The 26106-nt window shown below is 63.2% G+C and carries 24 protein-coding genes; 11 read left to right on the top strand and 13 right to left on the bottom strand.

What is annotated here, in order from left to right; all coding sequences use genetic code 11:
• Positions 1–12: 12 nt before the first annotated feature.
• From AC0L2L_RS04765 to AC0L2L_RS04755, 3 genes are all read right to left on the bottom strand, one after another.
• Positions 13–1539 (bottom strand): mannitol dehydrogenase family protein, encoded by a 1527-nt coding sequence (locus AC0L2L_RS04765; protein WP_473576509.1) that lies wholly within the window; start codon positions 1537–1539, stop codon positions 13–15.
• Positions 1536–2318, bottom strand: coding sequence for an SDR family oxidoreductase (locus AC0L2L_RS04760; protein WP_473576508.1), 783 nt, complete (start codon positions 2316–2318; stop codon positions 1536–1538). The genes AC0L2L_RS04765 and AC0L2L_RS04760 overlap by 4 nt, the downstream gene beginning before the upstream one ends.
• A 71-nt stretch (positions 2319–2389) precedes the next feature.
• Positions 2390–3286 carry a MurR/RpiR family transcriptional regulator gene (locus AC0L2L_RS04755; RefSeq protein WP_473576507.1) on the bottom strand — a complete coding sequence of 299 codons (897 nt, stop codon included), beginning with the start codon at positions 3284–3286 and terminating at the stop codon, positions 2390–2392.
• Between the two features lie 267 nt (positions 3287–3553).
• On the opposite strand from AC0L2L_RS04755, the gene AC0L2L_RS04750 reads away from it, so the two are divergent.
• A complete protein-coding gene (locus AC0L2L_RS04750) occupies positions 3554–4738 on the top strand; it encodes a Gfo/Idh/MocA family protein (protein ID WP_473576506.1) in 1185 nt (394 codons plus the stop codon).
• 51 nt (positions 4739–4789) lie between these two features.
• Here AC0L2L_RS04750 and AC0L2L_RS04745 read toward each other — a convergent pair whose 3' ends face one another.
• The 5 genes from AC0L2L_RS04745 to AC0L2L_RS04725 all read right to left on the bottom strand — a co-directional run bounded on the left by AC0L2L_RS04745 (position 4790) and on the right by AC0L2L_RS04725 (position 11725).
• Positions 4790–7372, bottom strand: coding sequence for a bifunctional diguanylate cyclase/phosphodiesterase (locus tag AC0L2L_RS04745; protein WP_473576652.1), 2583 nt, complete (start codon positions 7370–7372; stop codon positions 4790–4792).
• 237 nt (positions 7373–7609) lie between these two features.
• A complete protein-coding gene (locus AC0L2L_RS04740; RefSeq protein WP_473576504.1) occupies positions 7610–8497 on the bottom strand; it encodes a class I SAM-dependent methyltransferase in 888 nt (295 codons plus the stop codon).
• 152 nt (positions 8498–8649) lie between these two features.
• Positions 8650–9510, bottom strand: a complete 861-nt coding sequence (locus AC0L2L_RS04735; protein ID WP_473576503.1) for a carbohydrate ABC transporter permease — start codon at positions 9508–9510, stop codon at positions 8650–8652.
• On the bottom strand, positions 9507–10397 hold the full coding sequence (locus AC0L2L_RS04730) for a carbohydrate ABC transporter permease (protein WP_473576502.1): 891 nt from the start codon (positions 10395–10397) through the stop codon (positions 9507–9509). The genes AC0L2L_RS04735 and AC0L2L_RS04730 overlap by 4 nt, the downstream gene beginning before the upstream one ends.
• Before the next feature lie 35 nt (positions 10398–10432).
• Positions 10433–11725, bottom strand: a complete 1293-nt coding sequence (locus AC0L2L_RS04725; RefSeq protein ID WP_473576501.1) for an ABC transporter substrate-binding protein — start codon at positions 11723–11725, stop codon at positions 10433–10435.
• A gap of 321 nt (positions 11726–12046) precedes the next feature.
• Here AC0L2L_RS04725 and AC0L2L_RS04720 point away from each other — a divergent pair, with 321 nt between their 5' ends.
• The 7 genes from AC0L2L_RS04720 to AC0L2L_RS04690 all read left to right on the top strand — a co-directional run bounded on the left by AC0L2L_RS04720 (position 12047) and on the right by AC0L2L_RS04690 (position 18425).
• Positions 12047–13318, top strand: a complete 1272-nt coding sequence (locus AC0L2L_RS04720; RefSeq protein WP_473576500.1) for an extracellular solute-binding protein — start codon at positions 12047–12049, stop codon at positions 13316–13318.
• Between the two features lie 119 nt (positions 13319–13437).
• On the top strand, positions 13438–14370 hold the full coding sequence (locus AC0L2L_RS04715) for a carbohydrate ABC transporter permease (protein WP_473576499.1): 933 nt from the start codon (positions 13438–13440) through the stop codon (positions 14368–14370).
• Positions 14367–15242, top strand: coding sequence for a carbohydrate ABC transporter permease (locus AC0L2L_RS04710; RefSeq protein ID WP_473576498.1), 876 nt, complete (start codon positions 14367–14369; stop codon positions 15240–15242). The genes AC0L2L_RS04715 and AC0L2L_RS04710 overlap by 4 nt, the downstream gene beginning before the upstream one ends.
• Complete coding sequence (locus AC0L2L_RS04705) at positions 15239–15979, top strand: PIG-L deacetylase family protein (protein WP_473576497.1); 741 nt, start codon at positions 15239–15241, stop codon at positions 15977–15979. The genes AC0L2L_RS04710 and AC0L2L_RS04705 overlap by 4 nt, the downstream gene beginning before the upstream one ends.
• On the top strand, positions 15976–16848 hold the full coding sequence (locus tag AC0L2L_RS04700; protein WP_473576496.1) for an ROK family protein: 873 nt from the start codon (positions 15976–15978) through the stop codon (positions 16846–16848). The genes AC0L2L_RS04705 and AC0L2L_RS04700 overlap by 4 nt, the downstream gene beginning before the upstream one ends.
• Complete coding sequence (locus AC0L2L_RS04695; RefSeq protein ID WP_473576495.1) at positions 16845–17612, top strand: GntR family transcriptional regulator; 768 nt, start codon at positions 16845–16847, stop codon at positions 17610–17612. Before AC0L2L_RS04700 ends, AC0L2L_RS04695 begins: the two co-directional genes overlap by 4 nt.
• Positions 17613–17633: 21 nt before the next feature.
• Positions 17634–18425 (top strand): sugar isomerase domain-containing protein, encoded by a 792-nt coding sequence (locus tag AC0L2L_RS04690; protein WP_027165286.1) that lies wholly within the window; start codon positions 17634–17636, stop codon positions 18423–18425.
• A gap of 41 nt (positions 18426–18466) precedes the next feature.
• Here the strand turns inward: AC0L2L_RS04690 and AC0L2L_RS04685 are convergent, their stop codons facing one another.
• Entirely contained in the window at positions 18467–18649 is a 183-nt protein-coding gene (locus tag AC0L2L_RS04685; protein WP_473576494.1) for a hypothetical protein, read from the bottom strand.
• A gap of 300 nt (positions 18650–18949) precedes the next feature.
• Here AC0L2L_RS04685 and AC0L2L_RS04680 point away from each other — a divergent pair, with 300 nt between their 5' ends.
• On the top strand, positions 18950–19381 hold the full coding sequence (locus AC0L2L_RS04680) for a hypothetical protein (protein ID WP_027165285.1): 432 nt from the start codon (positions 18950–18952) through the stop codon (positions 19379–19381).
• Between the two features lie 117 nt (positions 19382–19498).
• Here the strand turns inward: AC0L2L_RS04680 and AC0L2L_RS04675 are convergent, their stop codons facing one another.
• The 3 genes from AC0L2L_RS04675 to AC0L2L_RS04665 all read right to left on the bottom strand — a co-directional run bounded on the left by AC0L2L_RS04675 (position 19499) and on the right by AC0L2L_RS04665 (position 21888).
• Positions 19499–19891, bottom strand: coding sequence for a hypothetical protein (locus AC0L2L_RS04675; RefSeq protein ID WP_473576492.1), 393 nt, complete (start codon positions 19889–19891; stop codon positions 19499–19501).
• A gap of 82 nt (positions 19892–19973) precedes the next feature.
• Complete coding sequence (locus tag AC0L2L_RS04670) at positions 19974–20591, bottom strand: alpha-ketoglutarate-dependent dioxygenase AlkB (RefSeq protein WP_473576490.1); 618 nt, start codon at positions 20589–20591, stop codon at positions 19974–19976.
• A gap of 175 nt (positions 20592–20766) precedes the next feature.
• Positions 20767–21888 carry an NAD(P)/FAD-dependent oxidoreductase gene (locus AC0L2L_RS04665; protein ID WP_473576488.1) on the bottom strand — a complete coding sequence of 374 codons (1122 nt, stop codon included), beginning with the start codon at positions 21886–21888 and terminating at the stop codon, positions 20767–20769.
• Positions 21889–22078: 190 nt separating this feature from the next.
• Here AC0L2L_RS04665 and AC0L2L_RS04660 point away from each other — a divergent pair, with 190 nt between their 5' ends.
• Both AC0L2L_RS04660 and msuE read left to right on the top strand, forming a co-directional pair.
• The gene (locus AC0L2L_RS04660; protein ID WP_473576486.1) at positions 22079–23455 is read left to right on the top strand and encodes an aspartate aminotransferase family protein; all 1377 of its coding nucleotides are present in this window, start codon (positions 22079–22081) and stop codon (positions 23453–23455) included.
• Between the two features lie 169 nt (positions 23456–23624).
• Positions 23625–24188, top strand: a complete 564-nt coding sequence (gene msuE / locus AC0L2L_RS04655) for an FMN reductase (RefSeq protein WP_473576485.1) — start codon at positions 23625–23627, stop codon at positions 24186–24188.
• Between the two features lie 231 nt (positions 24189–24419).
• Here the strand turns inward: msuE and AC0L2L_RS04650 are convergent, their stop codons facing one another.
• Complete coding sequence (locus tag AC0L2L_RS04650; RefSeq protein WP_473576484.1) at positions 24420–26096, bottom strand: winged helix-turn-helix domain-containing tetratricopeptide repeat protein; 1677 nt, start codon at positions 26094–26096, stop codon at positions 24420–24422.
• Between the last annotated feature and the right edge of the window lie 10 nt (positions 26097–26106).

Below are 26106 nucleotides of genomic sequence, written 5' to 3'. Positions count from 1 at the left end.
CCAGTTTCCTAACTATGCAGATCGCGCCGGCTGCTTCAACCGCGCATCTGTTGGCTCAGCGCAGACTTGCCCGACAAAGCCCATCGGATCGCCTGAAAGCAAGCCGTCGAGCCCGGCCACGACATGCGTGCGGAATGTCGCGTTGGCGGCCAAAGACGGGTCGAAAATGGCGTCGATGGCCAGGATCGCGTCAACAAGTGCCTTGCTGTCCTGGCCGATGCGGTCGGCGATTTCCGCAATTCTTCCGGCAAAGGGATCCGACACCTGCCAGGCGCGGCCGAACTGCGCGGAAGCCTTGATCAGATAGGCCATCCAGCCGGCGACCGGCACCGAGAGAAGCCTGATGCTTTCACCCTTCGCCAGACGGTCGCGGATCGGGTTGAGCAGGCGCTGTACGATCTTCTGCGAGCCGTCGGTGGCGATCTGGTGGTTGCGGTGACGGATCGCCGTGTTGGTGAGGCGTGAAAGGCTCTGCTCGACATAGGCGGTCGGCGCGATGCCGGGCACCGCATGAAGTGTCGGCAGGGTTTCCTCGGTCAGCATGCGGCGGACGAAGCCTGCCAGAAGCGGGTCGGCGATCGTCTCGAAAGTGTGCTCGAAGCCGCCGAGCACGCCAAGATAGCTGAGCGTCGTCTGGGCGCCGTTCAGCACCCGCATCTTGAGATGCTCGAATGGCGTGACATCGTCGACGAAGGTCGCACCGACGAGATCCCATCGCGGCACGCGGCCGGCGAAGCGGTTCTCGATCACCCATTGGCGGAAGCGCTCGCCGACGACCACGGCGCTGTCATGGTAGCCGAAGCGTTTTGCGACGGTTTCGATGTCAGTTCCGGTCGTCGCCGGCGCGATGCGGTCGACCATGGCCGACGGGAAGGCGACGTTGGCTTCGATCCAGTCCGCCAAAGCGGCGCCGCGGCGTTCGGCGAATGTCCGCACGACATTGCCGAGGATGATGCCGTTGGCCGGGATGTTGTCGCAGGAAAGCAGCGTCACCGGCCGCCCATGCGAAGCCATGCGCAGTTCCAGAGCTCTTGCCATGATGCCGGGCACGCTTCGCGGCGTCTCGGGATTGGCGAGGTCGTGGACGATATCAGGGTGATCGAGGTCGAGGGCGCCGCTCGACGGGACGTGGCAATAGCCTTTCTCGGTCACTGTCATGGTGACCATCTCGATCTCCGGCGAGGCGAGCACGGACAGCGCCGGCGCAGCATTTTCCTGGCTGTCGACGGTGCGGACGATGCTGCCGATGATGCGCGCCTCGACCTCGTCGCTCTGGCGGATGAGCCGCGTGTAGAGACCGTCCTGCCGGCCAAGCGACCGGCCAAGCAAAGGCGGCCGTATGTTGATGCCGACCAGTCCCCAGTGGTCGAAATGGTTTGCCAAGAGATCGTCGGTATATTCGGCCTGATGGCAGCGATGGAAGGCGCCGACGCCGATATGGGCGATGCCCGGCTTCAGCGCGGCGCGATCGTAAGCCGGCTTGAGGACCTCTGACGGCAAGCGGTCGAGCAGGTGAGGGCCGAGGTTTTCGGGCCTCACCGGTTGGCTCCGATGACCCATTGCTCCTGGTCGACCAGCGTTCCGGTCATCGGGCCGGCCGCATCGGAAAGCAGGAAGACGGCAAGGTTGGCGATGTCGGTAACGGAGAACAACCGGCCGAAGGGTTGCGTCGCATTGGCCGCGTCGAGCCAACCCGGACCATGGCCGAGCGTGTCGGCCTGCATGACGCGCTCGGCCGGCGTGTCGGTCCAGCCGACATTGATGCCGTTGACACGGATGCGGTCGAAGCGGTGGGCGTTGGCGGCGTTCTTGGTCAGCGTCGCCAGCGCGCCCTTGGTCGCGGAATAGACGGCAAGCTCCGGCGAGCCGCAATGCGCGTTGATCGACAGGATGTTGACGATGGCGCCGCCCTGTCCGCGCTTCTTCATGTCGGCGATCGCCGCCTGCATCAGGAAGAAGGGGGCGCGCGCGTTGACGGCAAACAGCGACGACCAATCGTCGAGCGTGGCATCGCCGAAGGAGGCGCGGTCTGTCAGGCCGGCGGCGTTGACCAGGCCGTCGATGCGGCCGAAGCGTTCGATGCAGGCCTGCGCCAGCCGCGCTGGAGCTTCGGGATCGCCGAGGTCGGCGGAAGCGAAGGCGGTGGCGGTGCCCATGGCCGAGATCTCCGCGGCGACAGCGTCGCCGCGTTTTTGATCGCGGCCGGTGATCAGCAGTCCGGCGGCGCCGGAGCGCGCGGCGATCTTGGCGACCGCGCGGCCTATGCCTTGCGTCGCGCCGGTGACCAGCACCACCTTGCCGTCGAGACGAACCTCCATTCCTCCTCCCGGAACAAAGTTTCCATTTTTTCAAATATGGAACGGCAGTTCTTTTTAGTCAATCGTTCTCGTCAGCCTGTCCGCCGCGCGACGACGCCGTGGACCAAGGCCATGCCGACCGCCAGCGAGGCGGCGAGCGAGCGGAAGCCCGCGAAATCCTGCTCGACCACTTCCAGCCAAGTGTCGGAGAGCTTCACAAGCGGTGAAAAGGTGCTGTCGGTGATGGTGACAATGCGCGCCTTGCGCTCATGCGCGACGGCGACGAGATCGGGCGTGATCGAATTGTAAGGACTGAAGGAGACGGCAAGCACCGCGTCGCGCTGGCCTATGCAGCCGACCTGGTCGAGCGCGGTCGATCCAACATTGTCGACCAGCACGTTGCGCACGCCCTGCTGCGAGAGCGTGAGCGACAGATAGGCGGTGACGGGGAAGGCGCGCTTGCTGCCGATGACATAGATCAGTTCCGCCGCCGCCAGATGGCCGACCATCGTCTCGAAACGGTCGATGTCGAATGTATTGCCGACGCGGCCGAGCGAGGCTTGGCAGGCACCGACCATGCCGTTGAGGAAATGCAGGTTCGCATTCGGTTCGGCGGCCTTTTCCTGGCTGCCTTTATCCGGCCAGGAACCTTTCATCCGGTCCTTGAACAGGACCTGGAAATCGGAAAAGCCGGAATAGCCGAAGATCTGGGCGAAGCGCACCAGGGTCGAAGGCTGCACGCCGGCCTGGTCCGCCACCTGCGCGATCGTGCCCAGCGCGACTTCGCTCGGATGCTGCCACAGGAAGATCGCGACCTGGCGAAGCCGCTTCGGGAAATGCACGGTGCCTGACGAAAGCACCGCGCGCAGCTCTTCATAGGTTTGCGGCTTGGTGTAGCCCAGCGCCGCCAGCGAACGGCTTCGCTTTCTCGCCGCCGTCTCCAGGCTATGCGCGGACGGTTCGTCGACCGCTCCACGACGGCCGCTCATAGGATATGCCTCATTGTGACCCCAACCATCGGATGCTTCATCCGATCGCTGCCCTCCGGATGCGGTTCCTTTTGAAGCATGATCTTTTCCGAAAACCGGTTCCCACTTTTCGGGATCATGCTCTAGCCGGACCTGTGCAAAAGCTAACGCGGCACAATCGTTTTACAAAACAAAAAATAGAAATATCATTCGAAAACAATGGCTGTCGGTCACGACAGGCATCCGCGCCGGCCGGTACATCGAACCTTAGGGAGAATAATCGCAATCATGGTCTATGCAACCGCCGATGGTATGTCGCGTCAACGTCTTCGGGTCGGCATGGTCGGGGGCGGCCGCAATGCCTTCATCGGCGCCGTGCATCGGCTGGCCATGCGGCTCGACGACCAGATCGCGCTTGTCGCCGGCGCGCTGTCCTCGGATCCCGACAATGCCGCGGCCTCCGCCGCGGAAATCGGGATCGCGCCCGAGCGCAGCTATGCCGACTACCATGCCATGGCGAAGGCCGAGGCAGCACGGCCGGACGGCATCGAGGCGGTTGTCATCGTCACGCCCAACCATCTGCACGCGCCGATCGCGACCGCTTTCCTCGAAGCCGGCATCGACGTGATCTGCGACAAGCCGCTATCGACGACGCTTGCCGAGGCTGAAGCGCTGGTGGCGCTGACAAAGGCGAGGAAGCGCCGTTTCGTCGTGACGCTCAACAACACCGGCTATGCCATGGTCCGCCAGGCGCGCGAAATGGTCGAGGCGGGCGAGCTCGGCCGCATCGTGTCGGTGCATGGCGCCTATATCCAGGACTGGCTGACCAAGCCGATCGACGCCGAGGGCCAGAAGCAGGCGCAATGGCGCACCGACCCGGCGCGCGCCGGCCAGTCGGCGGTGCTCGCCGATATCGGCGTGCATGCCTTCAACCTGGCGAGTTTCATCTCCGGCTTCGAAGCCGAGGCGGTTTCCGCCGACCTCTTCACCGCCGTGCCCGCGCGGCGCCTCGACGACAACGCGCATGTGCTGATGCGCTGGACCGGCGGGGCGCGCGGCACCATCCTGGCCAGCCAGACCTCGCCCGGCCACTACAACGACCTCTCGGTGCGCATCTATGGCGAGAAGGCCGGGCTTGAATGGTTTGGTTCGCGGCCGGAGGAACTGCGCTTCTCGCCCTATGGCGAGGAAACGCGCACGCTGGTGCGCGGCGGCCATGGCTCGACGGCGGAGGCCCGGCGCGTCTCGCGCATGCCGGCTGCGCATCCTGAAGGCTACATCGAGGCCTTCGCCAATTTCTACCGCGACGCCGCCGACATCATCCGCGCGCATCGCTCGGGCGCCGCGGTCGATCCAGCGCGCGTGGCGCAGGTGCCCGACGTGGTCGACGGTGCGCGCGGCGTGAAATTCGTGGCGGCGGCGGTGGAGTCGAACGCGGGGGGTGGGGCGTGGACTCGGGCGCGGTTTGGCTGACGCGGGGCGAAGCCTTGCCGCGACAGAATGCATGCCGGAGTTTCAATTGGACTAGCTTGCGACGCGGAACCGACGAGATCGAACAAACCTTCTCAGGCTATCGGAATCCATTGCGCGCCCGAATGCATAGCCTTGCAGTATGTCGCAGCCCAGCCCCCTGAGCAGACGTGCGTGCTCCATTGTCTCGACACCTTCGGCAATGATCTCGATGCCCAAGGATTTGCCAATCTCGATGATCGAGGAGACGATCTGCCTTTGCTGGGGTGAGTTCACGATGGGATCCACCAATTGGCGATCTATCTTCAGGCGGCGCGGCTGCAGTTTGAGCAGACTGACAATGGACGCATAGCCGGTGCCAAAATCGTCAATTTCGATGTCGATGCCGAGTTGCTTGATCTGCTCAACGTTCCATGTGACCAGATCGTCGTTGTCGTCGAGGAAGATCGACTCGACGAGCTCAAATGAAAAAGTTCCCTTGCCGATATTGAGGTCGCGCAAACTCTTCAGGAGTTCCTCATCGCGAAGGCGCCGCGCCGAGACGTTGACTGACACGCGCGGAATGCCAATCTTCTCGGCAGACCACGCCTCGAAATCCAAAAGCGCTTGCTGGAGGACCTTCTGGTCTATCATCGAGACGACGTTCAGTTCTTCGGCGGTCTTCAGGAAAACGTCAGGAGCCAGAATACCCTTCTGTGGGTGCTTCCACCGCACCAGTGCTTCAACGCCCACAATTTCCAGTGTCTTCGCGTCGAATTGAGGCTGGTAGAATACGATGAATTCGTTTCGCTCGAGGCCGGCCAGAATCTCGTCGGCAATCCTCTTCGTGTTGACGATTTCGCTTTGCAGCTCTCCACTGAAGAATTCATGCCGATTGCGACCCCGCCTCTTTGCCCGGTAAAGCGCGATATCGGCGTTCACCAGCAACTGCTTGGCATCGGTGTCTCTGTCATTGTCGATTGCTATTCCGACGCTGACGCCAAAACGGCATTGATGACCGTGGTAATACACGGGTCGGCGCATCTGCTCGATAATACGGTCGGCAAGCGTGGCTGCCTGGCCGACATCATCATGCACCGTGCAGAGCACGATGAATTCATCTCCCCCAATCCGGGCGACGAAACCGCGGTCGCCGACGTTGGACTGGAGAACGGATGACGCATGCACCAGCATTGCGTCGCCTGCCGCGTGGCCGAGCGTATCGTTGATGTGCTTGAAGCGGTCCAGATCTACGTGAAGCAGCGCTGCGTAACCGCCGTCGAGCCTGGCCTTTGCCGCGTAATCCTCCAGCACCTGGTCCAGGTAACGCCTATTGGGCAAATCCGTCAGCGAATCGTGCAGGGCGATGTGTTCTATGCGCGCCCTGGCAGACTCGAGTTCCACATTTTTCGACTCGGTCAGCTGTTTTGCACGAACCAGATCGTTGTTCAGCAAAACGTCTGCCGTTACGTCCCACTCCGCGCCGACCATTCGAGGCGAATTGCTTGCAGTCTGGTAAAACATTGCCCTGGACCGGACGTGACGAATTTCGCCGTTGGGGCGAACGACGCGGTATTCCGAGGAATATGTGCTCCGCCCGGCGACGGCTTTGTCGAAGTCCGCAAGCGCGCCAGGCAGATCGGCAGGATGAATGGCTGCGGCCCAGTCGGTATATCCGCGCGGCCCGCCGTCAGCCTCTCTGCCGTATATCTCATTGACGCGATCGTCCCAACCAAGATGGTTGGTTTCGAGATCGTGCTCCCATACTCCGATGGCCGACGCCTCCAAAGCAAGTTCCAGCCGTCGCGACAGCCGTTGCAGTTCCCAATAGTTTCGCTGTCTTTCATCAATGAGGCGGCCTGCCGCCAGGAAAGGAAGCAAGATCAACGCCGCCGCCGCCGCCATGATCGTCCGCAGCAGCCATGCATTGGCGGGAGTGGTGGGCCAACCGTTCTTGGGAATGGCAGCAATCTGCCAGGAGCCCGACGGAACCAGAACGTCTGCCGTCACCGGATTGCTCTTGACGACCCGTTCGTCACCGAAGAATTGGAGTCCCTTCGCGCCAAGGGCGTCACTGCCGGTGAGGGCGACGTCAATTCCAAGATCCTTGTCGAGAAGACCGCTCGCCCGGTAAAGGCGCTGCACGTCGACTACAGCGGAAACGATGCCCCAGAATCGGTCCGTGTTGCCTGCGCTTTTTACAAATACCGGAAATCGACCGACGAAGGCCTGTCCTCCCTGCTGCAAATCGATCGGACCGGCGAGAATGGGCTTGCGCTCGTCGCGCGCGCGCAGGGCAGCCGCACGCTGCTGGTCGTTTTTGCGGTAATCAAGCCCGATGGCCTTCTCGTTGCCGGCCATTGGGTACATCAAGGAAATGACCAGGTCGGGCGCGCCTGCAATGTTGCGAAGTTGTGACTCTTCGTTGAACAGCCGGCTGGCAAGCTCAGCAAAACGTTGCTGTCCCATGTAGGGTTCGGTCGTGACTGCCGCGACCAGTCCTCGAGTCAGCTGAAGGTTGCCGTTGATGTTGCCTTCGAGCTTGGCGCGAATGACACTGACCTTGGCCAGAACGTCCGCGCGGGTGGCCTGGTCGGAGACGATTTTATTCTGATGGTCCGCGAACATCGCGCAAACGGCAATGACCACAATCGCGATCGCCGCCGGAATCCTTGCCGGTGAAAAGACCCCCTTCAGGCGGCCGAACCTGCTGGCGAAAAGAGCCAATAGGGCGAGTTTCCCTGTGCTTCTCAGGCTCTCCGGGCGAACCTGACCAAGGGAATATTAGTTCGCAATAACTTAATATTAGCCTTCACAATCTTTAAAATTTTTGAGCCTTCCGACCGTTCGGGGCCGTTGCGCGCGCAATCGCACCAGAACCCGTACATGGCGAAGCTAGTGGCTATCGACCTTCTGTGGCATGATCCGATATGTCCCGGCGCCGCGCTTGGTCGCTCCGATTGAATAGGCCATCGGAATCTTGGGGGCGTTTTCGGGCAGGCCGTACATATCCCTGCCGGCCCTCACTGCGAAGGAAAAGTGCTGCCACGAAACCGCGTCGTGCTCGTTGAGAAAATCGAGCGATAGTCCCGCTGCGATCAGCGCGTTCACCACGTCGCTGATCGGATGGATCCATTCATAATATCGAGGATGCTTCAAGGTGCGCTCATCGCCGGTGTAGGTCAGATCCTCGTTCCAGACGAGCGGCCGCGTCAGTGGCGTGCGCCAGTCGTGCTTCAACTCGAGCGCCGCAGCCTTGCGATTGCACTGGAACATCAAGGGATGGCCCTCGGCCAAATAGAGCCGGCCGCCGGGCCGCAGAAGATCGGCGACCACACGGGCCCAACGGAAGGCGTCGTCAAGCCAGTTTACCGATCCCCAGGTGACGTAGACGATGTCGTAGGTCCGGTCGAGTGCTTCGACAGCTTCATACAGCGGCGCTTCCACAAAGCGAACGTCGCTGCCCGCCTTGGAGGCGAAATCCCGCGCTGCAGCGATTGCTTTTGGTGAAAAGTCCAGGCCGGTCACGCTGCCCGCGCCGAGGTTCCTCAGACTGATCGTGTCGAGCCCGATGTGACATTGCAGATGGACGATGTCCTTGCCGAGAATGTCACCGACCTCGCGCGTTTCCAGCTCATAGAGATTGGATCCGCCAGCCAGTACATTCTCGATGCGGTAGCTGCCTGTTCTGTCGGTCGCATGCAGCTCGGCCCGATCATCCCAGTTCAGGAGGTTCGCGTCCAAAAACGGTTCCAAATCGCCCCCGATCTTCAGCCGCCGCATGGTAAACAGCTGGTTAATGCACATTGCAGTGCGCGGGCATGCCCGTCAATCCTGGATGTCGCAATGGCGCAGGGGCGTGCGGCTCGACAAAGATGCTCAGGTGCTACTACGCCTGAGGGGAATTGCCGACCGGTACCTGAATGCCGCGAGAGCTAGCCCTTGATTGCGGAACCCACGATCGAATCGACGAAGAAGCGCTGCAGGAAGACGAACAGGACCAGCGGCGGCAGCACGGCGAGCGTCGCGCCGGCCATCACCAGGCCGGTGTTCATGGCGCCGCGGTTGTAGCTGAGCAGCCGGCTCAGGCTGATGACGATCGGATAGGCGTCGGCATTGCCCTGCAGCACGGTAAGCGGCCAGAGATAGCTGTTCCAGTGATAGACGAAGGCGAACAGCGCCAACGCGGCGATCGCGGGAGCGATACTGGGCGCCACGATCTTGAACAGAATGAGCAGCTCGGAGGCGCCGTCCATGCGCGCGGCGTCGATCAAATCGTCAGGCACGCCGGCGATGAACTGGCGCATCAGGAAGATGCCGAAGGCGTTGGCCAGATTGGGCACGATGATACCGGCCAGGCTGGCATTCAGCCCGAGCGAGCCGACCATGCGGTAGAGCGGGATCAGCGTCACGATCGGCGGCAGAAACATGGTGGCGATCAGCAGCGAAAACAGCAGCGAGCGGCCAGGGAACGAATATTTGGCGAAGGCGTAGCCGGCCATCATGCTGGTGACCAGAATGCCGGCCGTGGTGATAGTGGCGATGACCAAGGAATTCCACATCGAGCGGCCGACATGGATGACGCCCGCGACCTTTTCGTAGGCATCGAGGGTCGGCGTGCGCGGGATCCAGACCGGCGGCACCTGCATCGTCTCGGCTGGCGTCTTCAGGCTGGAGAGCACCATCCAGGCAAGAGGGAAAGCGGAGGCCACGGCGACCAGGAGCATCAGTGTCGCAACCAGCGCCTTGCGCCCTGACGGGCGCTTGCGGACGAGCGACCGGGTTGCCGCGCTCATTCGCTGTCCTTGTGGTTGACGAAGGCAAACAGCGCCGAAACGCAGACGATCAGCGACAGCATCAGCATCACCGCCATGGCCGAGCCCAACCCGCCTTGCGCGCGTTCGATGCCGACGCGGCGGATATGGTAGGTGAGCACATTGGTCGAGCCGACCGGCCCGCCTTGCGTGATCAGCGCCACCGGCTCGAACACCTGAACGGCGTTGATGATGGCGATGACGGCGCTGAACAAAAGCGTGCGGCGAAGCAGGGGCAGCGTGATGAAGCGGAACTGCTCGCGACGGTTGGCGCCGTCGAGCGTCGCCGCCTCATAGAGGCTGCCGGGGATCTGCGTCAGTCCGGCGATCGCGAGCACCGTGAAATAGCCGACCTGCTGCCAGACATTGAGGAAAACGATCGAGACCAGCGCCGAGCGCGGCGAGGAGAGCCAGGGCTGCGGGCCGATGCCGACCAGGCCGAGCAACTGGTTGAGCGGGCCCTCGCTTGGCGAATAGAGTTTCGACCAGACGAGCGCCACAGCGATCATCGGCACCATGTAGGTGGAAAACAGCACCGTGCGCAGCGCCGTGCCGCCCACGACCTCGCGCTGATAGACCAGCAGGCCGAAGACGACCGAAAGCGGCAGGATGAGAACGACCGAGAGCGCTGTGTAGATCGCCGTGTTGAGGAGCGCGGTCTTGAAATCGCGCCCGACGGATGTTGCGCCAAAAATCTCATGGAAATTGCCAAGCCCGACAAAGCTCGCGTCGGAAAAGGGCGTCTGCGTCGACCAGTCCTGGAAGGATAGCCAGATGGTGAGCAGCATCGGCAGCAGCACGAACACGCCGATCAACGTCGCGGCGGGCGCAAGCATGATGCCCGCCGAGGCACGAAAAGCTTTCGCCATTCTTCGGTCCCGAAAAGCGCTGGGATCTCCCAGCGTTACTTCGCGGCGCGCTCCAGGATCGAGGTCGCGTCGGTCTCAGCGTTCGCCTGCGCATCCTTGGCCGAGACCTGGCCATACTGCAACGCCTCGAGCGTCTGCTGCAGCGATTCCGAGAACTCCTGGCCACCGAGCACGACCGGGAAGGGCCGCGCATCGGCAAGTACGCTGACATAGCCGGACAGGAACTCGGAGCCGAGCTTGTCCTTGTGCGCCTCGATGTCGGAGTTGCGTGACGGCAGGATGCCCATCGACATCAGGATATCAGACATGGCCGAGGCGCCGTTCTTGCCCGATTTCGGGCTGTTCAGCCAGGCGAGGAACTCCCAGGCCGCCTTCTGCTCTGACTCGCCTGCCTTGGCGTTGACGACGGTCATCCAGGAATAGGAGATCGAATGCGGCTTGTCGCCGCTCGGACCCACCGGGATCGGCGCGGTGGCGACATTAGTGAACTTGTCGCCCATGCCGGACTTCAGCGCGCTTTCCCACCAGTTCGCCATGATGATCATGCCGGTCTTGCCGGACACGAAATTGTCGAGGAACGGACCGGTGGTGTTGGCGTCGGCCGTCGCCATCGCCGGATTGCTCGCGCCGGACTTTATCAAGTCTTCGTAGAGCGCGAAGGTTTCGCCGGCCTGGGGACTGTCCAGCGCCGGCTTGCCATCCTTGACCAGGTTGCCACCATTGGAGACGAGCAGCGAGGCAAAGGGATGGACCACGCCCGCCGCCCATGAGTTGATCATGCCGAAGCCCTGCTGGCCCTTGTCCTTGTTGGTCAGCTTGGCGGCGGCTTCCTTGAATTCGGCCCATGTTTTCGGAGGCGCGGCGACGCCTGCTTCCTTGAACAGTTCCTTGTTGTAGTTCAGCGCGTAGACGTCGATCTCATTCGGGATGCCATAGAGCGTGCCGCCGACCGACGCGGCGCTGACGACGCCGGCCGGCCAGGCGCTTTTCACCTCGGCAGCCACCGGTTCGGGGGCAGGGGCGACGAGCTTGTCCCTTGCGAGTTCCGGCAGCCACAAATCATAGATGCCGCCGATCGTCGGACCGTCGGAGGAGCCGCCTTGCGACCGCAACGTGGTCAGCAGATCGCCGAAGGGAACGGCGCGAACGGTGATGGCGACATCCGGATTGGCCTTGGAAAAATCCTTGGCCGCCGCTTCGAGCAGCGCGACCGTCTCCGGCGACCAATGTGTCAGATAGGAAATGTTAACCGATTGCGCCCAGCCGGTTGCGGGGAGGACGATGAGCCCCGCGGCGAGAGCGAGCTTCGAAATCCAGGCAAGCGACATCCGCATCCTCCACATAGCCGTACGAGAGCAAACGACGTTATGACAAGTTTGAGCAAAGGCGCAAGCCCTTGCACGCGAACGTTTTGATTACGCTTGTGGATCAAAAATCCCCGGCAATGCCGATCGCATTAAATTATTCATATAACTCAGATGATTATGACATCTCTTCCCGTCTGACTTCCGATCGACTGTCGGCAGTCAGCATCTTCATAGCTCTTGCGGATGGCATCATGTCGTTATAATGACTTTGCGGAAAAGCAGACAACTGCCTTCGGCCTGTTGCCGCGCGAGCCTCAAAACCGAAAAATGGGAGAACTGGCAATGAGCATGTTTTCAATCCATCGGCGCGCCGCGCTCGGTCTGATCGGCGGTATCGCGGCGGCCTGTGCCGGCGTCGTCACGACGCTGCCGGCCCGCGCCGACTCGACGGTGACGCTATGGAGCTGGCGCACCGAGGACGAGGCCGCCATGCGCCGCATCTTCGAGGCCTTCGAGAAGAAGAACCCTGATATCAAGGTCGACATCCAGTTCACGCCGGACGCCGATTACCAGAACCGCCTGAGCACGGCGCTGCGTGGCGGCCGCGGGCCCGACATCGCGCAGCTCAAGGCCTATGGCGAATTGCAGCCTTTCATCGAGGGTGGCTATCTCGACGCGCTCGACGACAGCGTGGCGGAATTGAAGAACATGCCGGACGCAGCCCTTGGCGGCGCGCGCGGCCGCGCCGACGGCAAGATCTACGGCGTGCCCTATTCGGTGCCGATGATGGGCGTCTTCTACGACGAGGACATTTTTTCCGCGCAAGGCATCGAGATCCCGAGGACCTACAAGGACTTCGTCGCCGCCTGCGAGAAGCTCAAGGCGGCCGGCATCACGCCGATCGCCAATGGCGGCGCCAACGGTTCGGCCTGGGAGCTAGAGATCGGGGTCGGCGTTATCGGCCCGACGCTTTACGGCTCCGGTTTCTATGACGAGATGATGAGCGGCAAGGCGAGTTTCGAGGATCCGCGCTATGTCGCGGCGCTGAAGCGTTTCGCCGAGCTCAAGCCATACTATTCCGACGGTTTCGCCGGCATCGACTACACCACCGCGACGCAGCAGTTCATCGGTGGCAAGGCGGCTATGTTCTTCGGCGGTTCGTTCGAGAACGGCAGCTTCAAGTCGCAGAACCCGAAGCTGAAATTCTCGATCTTCCCGTTCCCGGCCGACGACGCCTCGACCAAGCTCTACACCTCGGCCTTCTCGGATGGCTCCTACGGCCTGGTCTCGGAAAGCCAGAACAAGGAAGCAGCGACCAGGGTATTGAACTACATGGCCTCGGCCGAATTCGCCCAGGCCTTCGCCGACGAGCTCGGCTGGCCGCCGGCCCGCACCGACGTCACCGTCAAGGACCCGGTGCTTGCCAAGATGATGGAGATGTCGAAAAACTCGACGCCCTACCTGACACTCGTCGGCTTCCGCTGGCAGACGCCGACCGCGTCGTCGGTGCTGCAATCCGAGATCATCGACATGGTCGAAGGCAATGTCGCGCCGGAGAAGCTGGCGGCCGACATGCAGGCGGCCGTCGCCACATGGTTCAAGCCAAAGCAGTAAGGTGTGCCGCCGGACGCTCTTATCAGAGAGACGGGGCATGATGTCGTCCGAAAACCGCTTCACACTTTTCGGCATCATGCCCCGGTCGACCGGCGCTTTACCTCGATAGAATGCAGCGCATGACCAAGTTTCGCCACACGACCAGCCTCCAGCGCACGCAGCAGCGCATGGCGGTGCTGTTCATCCTGCCGGCTTTGGCCGTCTACGGGCTGTTCGTGCTCTATCCGCTGCTGTTGTCGCTGTGGGGCAGCTTCTTCACCTGGAAGGGGCTGCGCATGCAGGAGTTCGCGGGGCTGGCGAACTTCTCGCGGCTGTTCGTGTTCCCAAGCGGCGCGCGGCTCTACGGGGCGCTCTGGCATAACGTCGCGTGGTTCTTCGGCATCATGGTGCTGCAGAACGGTCTCGGCCTTTTGTTCGCCTGGCTGCTCTTCCTGCGCGGCAGGGGCGCCGCCTTCTTCCAGTCGGTGTTCTTCTTCCCGGCAGTGCTCAGCCCCGTCATCGTCGGTGCGCTGTGGCGGCTGCTGCTGGCGCCCGGCGGCATCGTCGAATGGGCGCTCAACGGCCTTGGCCTGCATCAGGGCAGCCTGACCGTGCTCGGCAACAGCCACACCGCGCTTGGCATGCTGATCGCCGTCGACGCCTGGAACTGGATGGGCCTGCCGGTGCTGATCTACACGGCGGGCCTCAGGCAGATCTCGCCGCAGGTGTTCGAGGCGGCGAAACTCGACGGCGCCGGCAATGCGCGCATGCTTTATTCCGTCGCGCTGCCGCTGTTGATGCCGGCGCTCGGCACTCTGACGACGCTCTCCTTCATCAACACCTTCAACCAGTTCGACATCGTCTATGTGATGCAGGGCGTGCAGGGCAATCCGAGCTATTCCACCGATACGCTGGTGACCTATTTCTACCGGCTGGCCTTCGGCGCCGAGGGTGCGGTCGGCATCACCGACATCGGGCTGGCGCTGGCGCTCGGCACCATGCTGTTCCTTGTCCTCAGCTTCGGCACGCTTCTGATGCTGCGCTTCTTCGACAAGCGGACGGTCGAGCTATGAGCGCGCCATCCCTCCAGCGAAGATTGTCCCTCCAGCAAGGATTGGCTATCCCGCAGCGACTGGCGCGGCTGCCCGGCTGGGCCATCCTGGTGCTTTGGACAGCGGCGGTGCTGTTGCCGCTCTATATTCTCGTCGTCTCCTGCTTCAAGACGACGGCGGAAATCTACGACAACCGGCTTGGCCTGCCGCAAAGCTGGGCGTTCGACAATTTCGTGCGCGCCTGGACGCGCGCCGATCTCGGCCAGAATTTCATCAACAGCCTGATCGTCACCGGCGGCGCGGTGATCCTCACCATCGTCGTCTCGGCGATGGCCGCCTATCCGCTCAGCCGCTACAGGCTCGGCTGGAACGGCATCATGCTCGGCCTCTTCCTCTCCGGCATCATGCTGCCGATCCGGCTCGCCTCGGTGGAACTGTTCACGCTGATGCGCAGCCTCGGCCTGCTCGATTCGCTCACCGGGCTGATCCTCGTCTACTCGGCGATCCGCATTCCCTTCGCCGTCTTCATCTTCGCCAATTTCATGCGCGTGCTGCCCTCCGAGCTCGACGAGGCGGCACGCATGGACGGCGCCGGCGAGGCGCGCATCCTGTTCCAGATCGTGCTGCCGATGGTGAAGCCGGCGGTGTCGATCGTCGCCATTTTCACGGCAATCGCAGTGTGGAACGATTTCTTCTTCCCGCTGATCTTCATCTTCGACGACCGCTACAAGACCGTGCCGTTGGCGATCAGCGTGTTCGTCGGGCAGTTCCGCACCGATTGGGGCCTGGTGTTCGCTTCGCTGGCGATCTCCATGGCGCCGATCCTGATCATGTATTGTTTGCTGGCGCGCCAGATTCGCGAGGGCGTCGGCGCCGGGGGAGGCATGAAATGATCGAGGACAAGGTCTATGCCGCGCGCTCGATCCTGGTCGTCGGGGCACATGCCTTCGACGCCGAGGTCATCGCAGGGCCGCTGGCGGCGGCAGCCGCCAAGGGCGGCGCGGAGGTCACCTTCCTGCATCTGTCGATGGGCGAGCAGGGCCATCCCTGCCTGATCCCGGACCACTATTCCTCGCAAAAGGAGGACGAGGCGGCGAAGGCGGCGGCGCGGCTGGGTGTGGCGATGCGCAACATGAAGCTGCGCGACGCGTTCCTGCCCAACGACAACGCGACCGCCTTGCAGGTCTGCGACGTCATCCGCGAGGTGCAGCCGGAGGTCGTCATCACGCACTGGCATGGCAGCTGGCACAAGGACCACCGCGCGGCGGCGCACCTCACCCAGAACGGCATCTTCTTTGCCGCGCTGCCGACGCTGAAGCGCGCTCATCCCGCGCATACGCCGCAACTGCTGCTTTTCGGCGAGAACTGGGAGGACGACGAAGGCTTTCGCCCCGAGCATCTCGTCGACGTCAGTGCCGGTTTCGACGCCTGGCACGAGGCGGTGATGGAGTATGAGCTGGCGCGGGGCTTAAGCAGCTTTCCCTATGTCGACTATTACAGCGCGCTCTATAGGCTGCGCGGTTGCCTGCGCGGCACCCGCCATGCGCAGGCCTTTGCGGCGGCCTCGCACTCCTGGAATGCCGGCAGCGGGCTGTTCGCGCCGCCCGCCGATCGGGGGCGCGAGACATGACGCGGGTTCTGGCCATCGATCTCGGCGGCACCAATCTGCGCGCCGCCGTCCATACGGGCGATATCGCTGCGCTTGTGCAGCAGAGCCGCGAGCCGGCGCCGGAAGACCTCGACGCTTTCGTCGCCCGCGTCCACGCGCTTGCGGCCGCAGGCGAAGCCAAAACGCTCGGGCTTGCGGTGCCGGGTCTGGTCGAAGGCTCCGTCTGCCGCTGGATCCCGAACCTGCCCTGGCTCGACGGCGTCGACATCGCGGCGCTGTTTCCGGACATCGGCGTCGCGGTCGGCAACGATGCGCAGATCGCGCTGCTCGCAGAAGCGGCTGAGGGCGCGGCCAAAAGCGTTTCCGACGCGATCCTGCTTGCGATCGGCACCGGCATCGGTTCGGCGGTGCTGGCCAATGGCCGCATCGTCGCCGGCGCGCATGGCGGCGCCTGCTCCTTCGGCTGGGCCAGCGCCGACATCAAGGACCATGGCGAGGATCGCAGCGGCTGGCTGGAACGTGTCGCATCCGGCCGTGCGCTGGACGCCCTTGCCGGACAGATCGGACTGGCCGACAGCCGCCAGCTGATCGCAGCCGCCAAGGCAGGCCAGCTTGCCGCGCAGACCCTGCTCGAGGTGCCGGCGCGCCAGCTCGGCACGGCGCTCGCCGGCGCCGTCGGATTGCTCGATCCAGGCGTCATCCTGATCTCCGGCGGCCTGGCGGATGCGCTGGATGTGATTGCGCCGCCATTGCTTGCGGCGCTTCGGCGTCAATTGCCGCCGCATCTGCGCGGCATCGAACTCAAGCCTGGACTATTCGGCTCCCGCGCCGGCCTGGTCGGTGCTGCGCTCGCGGGGCAGGCGGGAAGCGGGTGGAGGCAGATCCGATGAGCGAAGCAAGCTTTCAGCAGCCGGACCGCAGGCGGCCGGAGCCGCTTTGGTATCAGGTCGAGGAGGCGATCCGTGCCATCGTCAAGAGCGGCGAATGGGCAACCGGCGACCAGATTCCGGCCGAGGACCGGCTCTGCGCCCTGTTCGGCGTCAGCCGCATCACGCTGCGCCATGCGCTGCGCAACCTGGAGGAAAGCGGGCTGCTCAGGCGCGAGCACGGCCGGGGTACTTTCGTGCGCTCGACCACGCTGGTCGCCGGCACGCGCGAACTCACCTCCTTCACCCAGGAGATGGGCAATATCGGCGTGGTGGCAGGCTCGCGACTGCTCGACTGCAGCCTGACGACGGCCAATGCGGCCGCCGCCGGCGCGCTGGAGATCGAGGAGGGCGACCCGGTGGTACGGATCAGGCGGCTGAGACTCGGCAACAACGAGCCGATCGGCATCCAGACGGCGCAACTGGCAGCCGAACGCGTGCCTGGATTCCTCGATGCCGGCCTGCTCAAGGGCTCGCTCTACGAGGCGCTGGAGCGCCAGTACGGCATCGTGCCGGTCGAGGCGCGCGAGAACTATCGCGTCGGTGCCGTCAGCGCGGCGGACGCTGAGCTGCTCGGCCTATCCGCGGGCAGTCCCGCCTTCGTCGTCGAGCGCATCACCATCGACGAGCGCGGCCCGTTCGAGTTCACCGTCTCCGTCATGCGCGGCGACCGCTACGAAATCCGCTCGACGCTGCGCGCCGGCCGTCTCCCAAACACCAGAAGCTGACACATAAACAGGAGTACAAAAGTGTCCGATCTCTACATTCCCCGTCTCGTCGCCCTCATCGAACAGGCCTCGAAGGCCAATTCGGAAGCCTTCGGCGAGGCTGCGAGCCGTTTCGCCGACACGCTGCAAAATGGCGGACTGGTGCATCTCTACGGCTCGGGCCACTCGGTGCTGCCGGCGCAGGAGATGTTCCCGCGCTACGGTAGCTTTGTCGGCTTCAATCCGCTGACCGATCCGCGCGTGATGTGGCACAACGTGCTCGGCGCCGGCGGCGTGCGCGAGCTTTTGTGGCTGGAGCGGACCGAGAAATACGCCGAGAAGTTTCTGGATCATCAGCCGCTGAACAAGGGCGATTCCATCATCATCTTCGGCCATAGCGGCCGCAATTCCTCCGGCATCGACACCGCGCTCTATGCCAAGAAGCGCGGCATCTTCGTCGTCGCCGTCACCAGCAAGAACAATCTCGACAAGCCGGCCACGCACTCCTCGGGCAAGCGGCTGGCGGACGCCGCCGACCTCGTCATCGACACCTGCTCGCCGATCGAGGACGCCGTGGTGCCGATCGAAGGCTGGAGCCGGCCGGTGTCGGGCTCGTCGACGGTGCTGGCGATGATCATGGCGCATGAGCTCTTGGCGCGCACGGCCGAGCAATTGTCGAAGCGCGGCATCGAGCTGCCGGTCTTTGCGTCGCCTACCATTGCGGGCGTCACACTGCACGACACCGACGTCATCTACGGCGTTTACCGCGAGCGCATGATCGAGGCGCAGAAGAAGCACCTGCCTACCTTCCAGGCGACGATGCGCGGAGAATGATTAGGCGGCTGGAGGCGCGTCCGGCGCCTCCCATGGGCCGTTCAAAGCCGGCGCTGCCTGTCGGCGGAATGCTTGGGCGGCTCATCATTCTCATCAGGATTGGGGATCGGCTCCTCGTCAGGCAGCCGATCCGGATCCGGCTCGCGCACCGGCTTCGGTTCCGGGATGGGCGGCGGCGTGGGCACCGGCGTTGGAGACGGGTCCGGATTGGGGAGAATGGCCATCGCGTTTTCCTTCCGCTCGGTGCCTTGGCAAGCTCTGCTGCGATCCCGACAAGCGGGATGTCCTGCCCGACCTGAAATGACGGAGTTGGCTGCCGCATCCAGACGCTTCGTCGCGAGCGATCGGCGGCGCAAGCTGGCAGAACGGTCGCGCCCGCGGATGGTTCCACCACGATCGCGTCGCGCGATGGCGACAAGTAACGATCAAATGATTCCCCACGCCTGTTTCGGCTCTTGCCGGCGTCGGTCGGCGCCTTAGTTCCCGTTGAGGACGGGGGCCATCTGCCGACACAGGAGACGGCCGTGAAGCACCAAACTCTCGATCAAATCAACGCCGTTGCCGACGTTCAACCCGAAGCACCGGCTCTCATCGCCAATCGCGGTCAGCGCCTCGAGCGCTGGGCGCAACTTCTCGAACACAGTCCGAGCCGCCTCACGGCGCTCGCGGGCACCGAATACGCCCCACCCGACGTGCGTGAAAGAATGCGCGCCGACGGGTCGGCGATCACCGTCGCTTTCGAGGATCCGATCTTTCGCGCGCAAGGCTTGCGGAACGACACTTACGGCGAAGCCAAGCGCTTCTTCGAAATGAGCGACTGGCAGCTGCATGAGGTCGTCTGCCATTGCCATGTCGGCGCCAACATGCCGTCGCGCTGGGCGGCGTCGCGCGTGCGCGCGGCGATCTCTCCGGGTGCGGGCATTCTTGCCTGGCTGAGAGCGGTGTTCATGCACTAGCGACGAACACGATGTACGCGATCGCGCCGGTTCAAGACGCTGATGGGAGCGACGGAGATTTGGGATTCTCCGCGCTCCCTCTTCAGCTTGCGCAGCCACCAGGCGCGGTCCGTCCGGTCATGCCGTCGTCTGGATGATCAGCGTCAGCGTGCCGTCACCGTCGATATTCGCGGCAACAACCTGACTGGAGTTGAGGCCGTTGGCGCGCAGGACCGACGTCGCCTCGGGCGAGGCATCGACCGAGCTCTGCAGCTTTGCCAGCTCCTTGGCGGTCGTCCTGGTGACTATGGCTTCCGCCTGCGCCTTCACTTCCGAAGGCAGGTCCTCCATCGCCACCACGACGATGTTGGTGACGCCCTGGCCGGCATTATCCTGACCGGGCAGCGGCTGATTGGGGATAGGTTCCTGAGCTGGGGGTGGGGCCTGCGGCTGCGGATCGGCGAGTTGAGCAGAGGCGGGCTGCGCCAGAGCCATTGCCGACAGCGTCAGGACCATCGTCAACGTGCGCATCTTCTTTCCTTTCCATCTCGAAATCTGACGACACAACCACGGGGCCGGACGATGGTTCCCGGGCATCCGCCGGTTCGGCAACTTAAACGCCGCGTATGGTCCGGAAGGTGATGGAGTAGCGGTGTCGTTCGACAGGGGGAATGCTGTGTTCCCACTCGTTTCGCGCCGGGCCTGCCATGAGATAGACAGACCTGGGCTCGACTTCGATCGTTTCACGATCCCATGCGGCGCCGTTCTTGCGGCGCAGCCGGAAGCTGCAGGGCGCCAGCAGGGAGACGCCGGCAACCAGCTCGAAATGCGGCTTGTCCCGGTGCCAGCCTATGCCGGCGCCCGGACGATACTCGTTGATCAGCACTTGCGCGAACTGGGCGGCGGGGACGTCGGCGAAATCGGCGACCCTGGCGCGAACCGGCAGCAGGAAGTCGGGTATGGGCGGCGCCTCCACGACCGTGCGGCGTTCGTAATCGTAGCGCGAGCCGAAGCCGACGACCTGCCTGTTGGCAAGATGACCATGAAAATCGAACGGTTTGAAAGGCAGGCTTTGGATATGACCGATCAGCTCGTGCTCTTCGTCACGGGCAATCAAGTCCGGCTGGTAGGAGAAGCCTTCGGGCATGCTTGTCGGCGGCAGGCCTGCGGGCGCATCGAAGAGGTCGCCCTGGAAGGCGCTCGCCGCGGTTCGGCTTTTGGCAGGTGGCATGCGGCTCAGATAGGCAATCGGAGCCCTGGGGCAAGGCCGGTGCATGTCGCGGCCGTCAGCACCTCACCCTTGCCGCGCCTCATGTGGCCTCGTGCTGCCGGAAGTACCCTTCGGCGGTGTGGAGGTTGCGCTATGATTCCGAGGTGGCTTGGAAGCTCGAAGCCTCACGGGTTCATCAACGCGTGCCCGACGCATCGATGCGCGCCACCAGGTCGGCAATCGCAAGGCTGGAGGTCAGGCCGGGGCTTTCGATGCCGAACAGGTTGATCAGGCCGTCGATGCCGTGCGTCGCGGCATCCTGGATCACGAAATCGCTGTTGGCATAGCCCGGGCCGGAGAGTTTCGGCCGGATGCCGCTATAGGCGGCCTGCAGGCTGCCATCCGCCAGATCAGGCCAGTATCTCCGGATCGCGGCATAGAAGCGCTCGCCGCGCGCCGGATCGACGCGATAGTCGATTGTGTCCGTCCACTCGACGTCCGGGCCGAAACGGGCTGTTCCGGCAAGATCGAGGGTAAGATGGACGCCTAGCCCGCCAGGCTCGGGCACAGGATAGACAAGATGTGAGAAGGGCGCGCGCCCGGCAACCGCGAAATAATTGCCCTTGGCGTAGCGAAGCGTCGGCAGGAATTGCCGGCCGAACCCTTCGAGCGAGCCCGCCAAGGCGACGGCGCCGAGGCCGGCCGCGTTGATCAGGCGCGATGCGGCGATCTCGAACTGCTCGCCGCTCGCCGTATCTGTCGTCCGCAGCACGATCTTGCCGGCCTCGACGCGGCCCGAGACGATGCGGGTGTTGAGCGACAGCATCGCGCCGCTCCCCTCGGCATCGCCGAGCAGGGCAAGCATCAGCCCGTGGCTGTCGACAATGCCGGTCGAGGGCGAGAGCAGCGCCGCGGTGCAATGTAGCGCCGGTTCCAACGCTTGGGCCTCCATGGCTGAGAGGAAGCGCAGGTCCCCGACACCGCAGGCCGCGGCGTTGGCGCGAATCGTGGCGAGCATCGGCTCCTGTGTCTCATCGGTCGCGACGATCAGCTTGCCGCAGCGGTGGTGCGGGATCGAACGGTCGGCGCAGTAGCGGTAGAGCATGTCGCGTCCTGCCACGCACAGCCGGGCCTTCTGCGAGCCTTGCGGGTAATGGATGCCGGCATGGATGACCTCCGAATTGCGCGAGCTGGTCTCGGTGCCGATGGCGTCGGCTGCTTCGAGGATCAGCGTGTCGAGGCCCCGCGCGGCGAGATCGCGCGCAACCGCAAGGCCGATGACGCCGGCGCCCGCGATGATGCAATCGACTTGTTCCATGCTCAATCCGGCTGTTGCACATCATTGGCCGCGACGGCCGAGGCTTGTTGGCGCTATCGATCTCGATGTTGCGGCTCTTGCGGTCAGCCTGCCCGATGAGGCATCAAGCGCCATAATGCAAGGCGGAATTCCGGGACTTCTCAACGAGCGGTCTTCTTTTCGTCTTGGACGCCTGCAGACAGGAGCCATGATGGACGCCAGACCGAATTCCCCCGAAGCCCGCGATATCCGTTACCACCTGCATGGCTACACCAACGCCCGCAAGCATCAGGAAACCGGTCCGCTGGTCATCGAAAAGGGCGACGGCGTCTATGTCGAGGACATCGCCGGCAATCGCTACATCGAGGCGATGGCGGGCTTGTGGAGCGTTGCTGTCGGCTTCTCGGAAAAGCGATTGGTCGAAGCGGCTACGAGGCAGATGTCGAAGCTGCCCTTCTATCATGACTTCGGCTCGAAGGCGCATTCGCCGCTGATCGACCTTGCCGAGAAGCTGGTGCAGATGGCGCCGGTGCCGATGAGCAAGGCCTATTTCACCAATTCCGGTTCCGAGGCCAATGACACGGCTATCAAGATGATCTGGTATCGGTCGAACGCGCTCGGCCAGCCGGCGCGCAAGAAGATCATCAGCCGCAAGCGAGGCTATCATGGCGTCACCATCGCCTCGGCAAGCCTGACCGGCCTGCCCAACAATCATCTTTCCTTCGATCTGCCGATCGCCAACATCCTGCACACCTCGACGCCGCATCACTGGCGCGACGCGGAACCCGGCGAAAGCGAGGAGCAGTTCTCCGCCCGGCTCGCCGACGATCTGGAGAAGCTGATCCTCGCCGAGGGGCCTGAGACGATCGCCGCCTTCATCGGCGAGCCGATCATGGGCGCCGGCGGCGTCGTCGTTCCGCCCGCCGGCTATTGGGAAAGGATCCAGGCGGTGCTGTCGAAATACGACATCCTGCTTGTGGCCGACGAGGTGATTTGCGGTTTTGGGCGGACCGGCGAGATGTTCGGCTCGCAGACCTTCGGCATGAAGCCCGACATCATGGTGCTGTCGAAGCAGATCTCCTCCTCCTACCTGCCGATCTCAGCGTTGCTGATCAACGACAAGGTGTTCGAGCCGATCGCCGACGAGAGCAATCGCATCGGCACTTTCGGCCACGGCTTCACTGGCGGCGGTCATCCGGTCGCCGCGGCCGTCGCGTTGGAGAACATCAAGCTGATCGAGGAGCGCGACCTTGTCGGCAATGCAAGCAAGGCCGGCGCGCATCTGCAGGCAAGGCTGCGCCAACTCGCCTCGCATCCGCTGGTGGGTGAAGTGCGTGGCGTCGGTCTCATCGCGGCGGTCGAGCTCGTCGCCGACAAGGCAAGCAAGGCGCCTTGGGGCAAGCCGGCAGCGCTCGGCGCGCTGGTCAACGGCTTCCTGCAGCAGAATGGCGTGATCTCGCGCAACATGGGCGATGCCATCGCCTTCTGTCCGCCGCTGATCATCACCGAGGCGCAGGTCGATGCGCTGGTCGATGCGTTCGAGCGGTCGCTTGCCGCCGCCCTGCCGCAGGTTCACCCGCAGGGCTGAAGAGTTTCGTCAGATGCCGGCCGAGCATCCACAATCTGTTCGATCCATGGAAAAATTGTTCGGTGAGAAGTCCTCCAAGGGCGGATCGTTCCTTCTAAGGCGGGCCAGAGTCTATAAAAATTATAGACATTGGACGCCCGGCGTCGACATACCGAGAAAGTGCCACAGCATGCCCAATCCAACCGTTGTCGGTTTCTCCGGAAATTTCACCCGGCCGTCGAAGACGCGCGGCTTTGTCGAGCATGTCGTCAGGGATATCGCGGCGCGCAACAATCTGTCCGCGAGCACCTATGACATCGAGGACGTCGGAGCCTCGCTGGGCAGCGCCAAATGGGCGCGCGATCTCGATCAGCAGGGCCGCGATGTTCTCGACAAGGTCGTCAACGCCGATGTGCTGGTGGTCGGGTCGCCGACCTACAAGGGCAGCTATACCGGGCTGTTCAAGCATTTCTTCGATCTGCTCGATCCATCGGCGCTAAGGGGCAAGCCGGTGCTGCTGCTTGCCACCGGCGGCGGCGAACGGCATGCGCTGATCGTCGAGCATCAACTGCGCCCGCTGTTCGGGTTCTTCGAAGCGCTTGCCTTGCCGACGGCGGTCTATGCGACGGACAAGGATTTCGCCGACGGCGTTCTGGTGTCCGATGCGATCCGCAAACGCGCCGCGCAGGCCGTCGAGGAAGCGGGCTATGCGCTGTTGCGCCGCGCCGGCGGTCAACGGGTCGCGGCGGAATAGCCAAGCCGGCTTGCGACATTTCGATTGCTAGGCCGGCGCAGGATACGACTTCCGCGTTGTCCTGTGCGCGACTTTGGCCACCTGGACGGATGTTCGACCTATCGCCCTGGCCGGTCGAGCGCATCATGGGCTGAAACGCCCAACTGCGCGTGAGGGCGACCACTGCCCGTGGCCCACTTCAAGGAGTCGTTTGCAGCCCATGACTTCTGCCGGGCCGCATACGGTCGGCCGTCACTCCGGCAACCCGGCGAACCGCATCTGCTTGATCCAGCGGTCGAGGCTTCCGGGTGCGGTCCAAATCTTGTCCCACTCCCTGCGTTCTTTACTGATGGATTCACTGGGAGTGTTCTGGAGGAAAACCGCAAGCGCTTCCTTTGCCTCTCGCTTGTTTCCTAGACATGCGTGGATCCCGGCAAGCATGCGCTGGGCGCCGCTCGGGATTCTGGACATTTTCCGCATCGCCGCCAGCGCCGCCCCACAATCGTTCTTTTCCCAGAGCGCCCAGCCCATCTGCCAGTGGAACCAGTCAGGGTGGAATGGATCGATGCCCTTGGCCTGTTCGATCCGATCGATGGCTTCGTCGGCGCGGCCAACATACAGCAGCACGTCCGTACTCATGACGAGGACATGCGAGTCACTGGGGTTCAAGGCGATCGCCTTATCGTACTGGGCAAGGGCCTGCTCGACCTCTCCGGCTTCGGTTTGGATGCTGGCGCGGATCTCATGCGCTCCGGCGTCATCAGGAGCGAGCAGGATGGCCTTGTCGGCGTATTCGGCAGCGAGTTTCAACGCCTCGTCCCGGTTGTATTCCTGCGCGTGCCACCCGAATACCGCGTCATTGCGATAGGACCAGGCCAGCCCGATATAGCCGAACTGGGAGTTAGGATCCGCTTCGATCGCCTTGAGGCTGAACTGCCTTAACAGATCGGTCCCCTCGGCTGAGATATCCTCTCCGATTTTGTCCCTCCCCATCAGGTAATATAGGAGCGCGCTGACCTGCGCGGCATCGCTCTGTGGCAAGGGTCGCTCGATCCTTACACCGACCCGATCCGTGAGTGTGCGGATGATTTCCTCCTGGACGACGAAAAGATCGCCAATCTCCCGGTTGTAGGAGTTGGCCCAGACATGTGATCCGTCATGCGCATTCAGCAACCGGGCGGACACTTTCAGCCGGTCCCCGATCTTCTGCTGGCTGCCTTCGAGCAGGTAGTCGACGCCGAGTTCATCTCCGATCTGCCTGGTGTCGATGGGCTTATCGCGGTACCTGAAGCTCGAGTTCCGCGCGATAACAGCATAAGTCTTGCTTCGTGCCAGCTCGGTGATGATCCCCTCGGCAACGGCATCGCTGAGATATCCCTTGTCCGCACCGGCACTCACGTCGTCGAAGGGAAGAACCGCAATCCTGGGCATGTCACTCGAACGAACGGGAGTGGCTCGCCACGCATCCGCGCCGTAGTATGCGCCGATCGCCGCCGCGACGAGAACGACTGCAGCCAGAATGAAGCCGCGCTGCGAGAATCGTGTCTTGGCACGTTCCGTACCGGCTGCGGCGTTTGGGTCCGCCGCGTCCGGCGGATCGGCATTCAGTCGGTAGCCTCTCCGAGGGACGGTTTCCACGATCACGTGCGCGTCGTCCGCCAATGCGCGGCGAATATCGGCAATGCATTGAGTGAGGCTGTCATCGGTCACGAAGGTATCGGGCCAAACCGCCTGCATCAGCGCATCCTTGGATACGATTTCGCCCGGTCGCCCCGCGAGAACCGAGAGCACCTCGGCGGACTGGCTGCGAAGACTGACCGCTTTGCCTTCGACGGTTCGGAGTTCTTTGCTTTTCGTCAGGAAGACAAAACCGCGAAACGTGATCGTTTCAGCAGATTTCGGGTCAATTTCAGGGGCCGTTCGGGACATTTCACCTTCC

The organism is Mesorhizobium sp. WSM4832 (genome assembly GCF_055811115.1).
Note: the sequence above shows the minus strand (reverse complement) of the source record. Positions and strands in the feature narration are given on the sequence as shown.

What these genes read in the sequence shown, in the direction of transcription:
- AC0L2L_RS04760 (WP_473576508.1), bottom strand. Translation starts at nt 2,318, where the DNA reads ATGGAGGTTCGTCTCGACGGCAAGGTGGTGCTGGTCACCGGCGCGACG.
- AC0L2L_RS04755 (WP_473576507.1), bottom strand. Translation starts at nt 3,286, where the DNA reads ATGAGCGGCCGTCGTGGAGCGGTCGACGAACCGTCCGCGCATAGCCTG.
- AC0L2L_RS04750 (WP_473576506.1), top strand. Translation starts at nt 3,554, where the DNA reads ATGGTCTATGCAACCGCCGATGGTATGTCGCGTCAACGTCTTCGGGTC.
- AC0L2L_RS04740 (WP_473576504.1), bottom strand. Translation starts at nt 8,497, where the DNA reads ATGCGGCGGCTGAAGATCGGGGGCGATTTGGAACCGTTTTTGGACGCG.
- AC0L2L_RS04735 (WP_473576503.1), bottom strand. Translation starts at nt 9,510, where the DNA reads ATGAGCGCGGCAACCCGGTCGCTCGTCCGCAAGCGCCCGTCAGGGCGC.
- AC0L2L_RS04730 (WP_473576502.1), bottom strand. Translation starts at nt 10,397, where the DNA reads ATGGCGAAAGCTTTTCGTGCCTCGGCGGGCATCATGCTTGCGCCCGCC.
- AC0L2L_RS04725 (WP_473576501.1), bottom strand. Translation starts at nt 11,725, where the DNA reads ATGTCGCTTGCCTGGATTTCGAAGCTCGCTCTCGCCGCGGGGCTCATC.
- AC0L2L_RS04720 (WP_473576500.1), top strand. Translation starts at nt 12,047, where the DNA reads ATGAGCATGTTTTCAATCCATCGGCGCGCCGCGCTCGGTCTGATCGGC.
- AC0L2L_RS04715 (WP_473576499.1), top strand. Translation starts at nt 13,438, where the DNA reads ATGACCAAGTTTCGCCACACGACCAGCCTCCAGCGCACGCAGCAGCGC.
- AC0L2L_RS04710 (WP_473576498.1), top strand. Translation starts at nt 14,367, where the DNA reads ATGAGCGCGCCATCCCTCCAGCGAAGATTGTCCCTCCAGCAAGGATTG.
- AC0L2L_RS04705 (WP_473576497.1), top strand. Translation starts at nt 15,239, where the DNA reads ATGATCGAGGACAAGGTCTATGCCGCGCGCTCGATCCTGGTCGTCGGG.
- AC0L2L_RS04700 (WP_473576496.1), top strand. Translation starts at nt 15,976, where the DNA reads ATGACGCGGGTTCTGGCCATCGATCTCGGCGGCACCAATCTGCGCGCC.
- AC0L2L_RS04695 (WP_473576495.1), top strand. Translation starts at nt 16,845, where the DNA reads ATGAGCGAAGCAAGCTTTCAGCAGCCGGACCGCAGGCGGCCGGAGCCG.
- AC0L2L_RS04685 (WP_473576494.1), bottom strand. Translation starts at nt 18,649, where the DNA reads ATGGCCATTCTCCCCAATCCGGACCCGTCTCCAACGCCGGTGCCCACG.
- AC0L2L_RS04675 (WP_473576492.1), bottom strand. Translation starts at nt 19,891, where the DNA reads ATGCGCACGTTGACGATGGTCCTGACGCTGTCGGCAATGGCTCTGGCG.
- AC0L2L_RS04670 (WP_473576490.1), bottom strand. Translation starts at nt 20,591, where the DNA reads ATGCCACCTGCCAAAAGCCGAACCGCGGCGAGCGCCTTCCAGGGCGAC.
- AC0L2L_RS04665 (WP_473576488.1), bottom strand. Translation starts at nt 21,888, where the DNA reads ATGGAACAAGTCGATTGCATCATCGCGGGCGCCGGCGTCATCGGCCTT.
- AC0L2L_RS04660 (WP_473576486.1), top strand. Translation starts at nt 22,079, where the DNA reads ATGGACGCCAGACCGAATTCCCCCGAAGCCCGCGATATCCGTTACCAC.
- msuE (WP_473576485.1), top strand. Translation starts at nt 23,625, where the DNA reads ATGCCCAATCCAACCGTTGTCGGTTTCTCCGGAAATTTCACCCGGCCG.
- AC0L2L_RS04650 (WP_473576484.1), bottom strand. Translation starts at nt 26,096, where the DNA reads ATGTCCCGAACGGCCCCTGAAATTGACCCGAAATCTGCTGAAACGATC.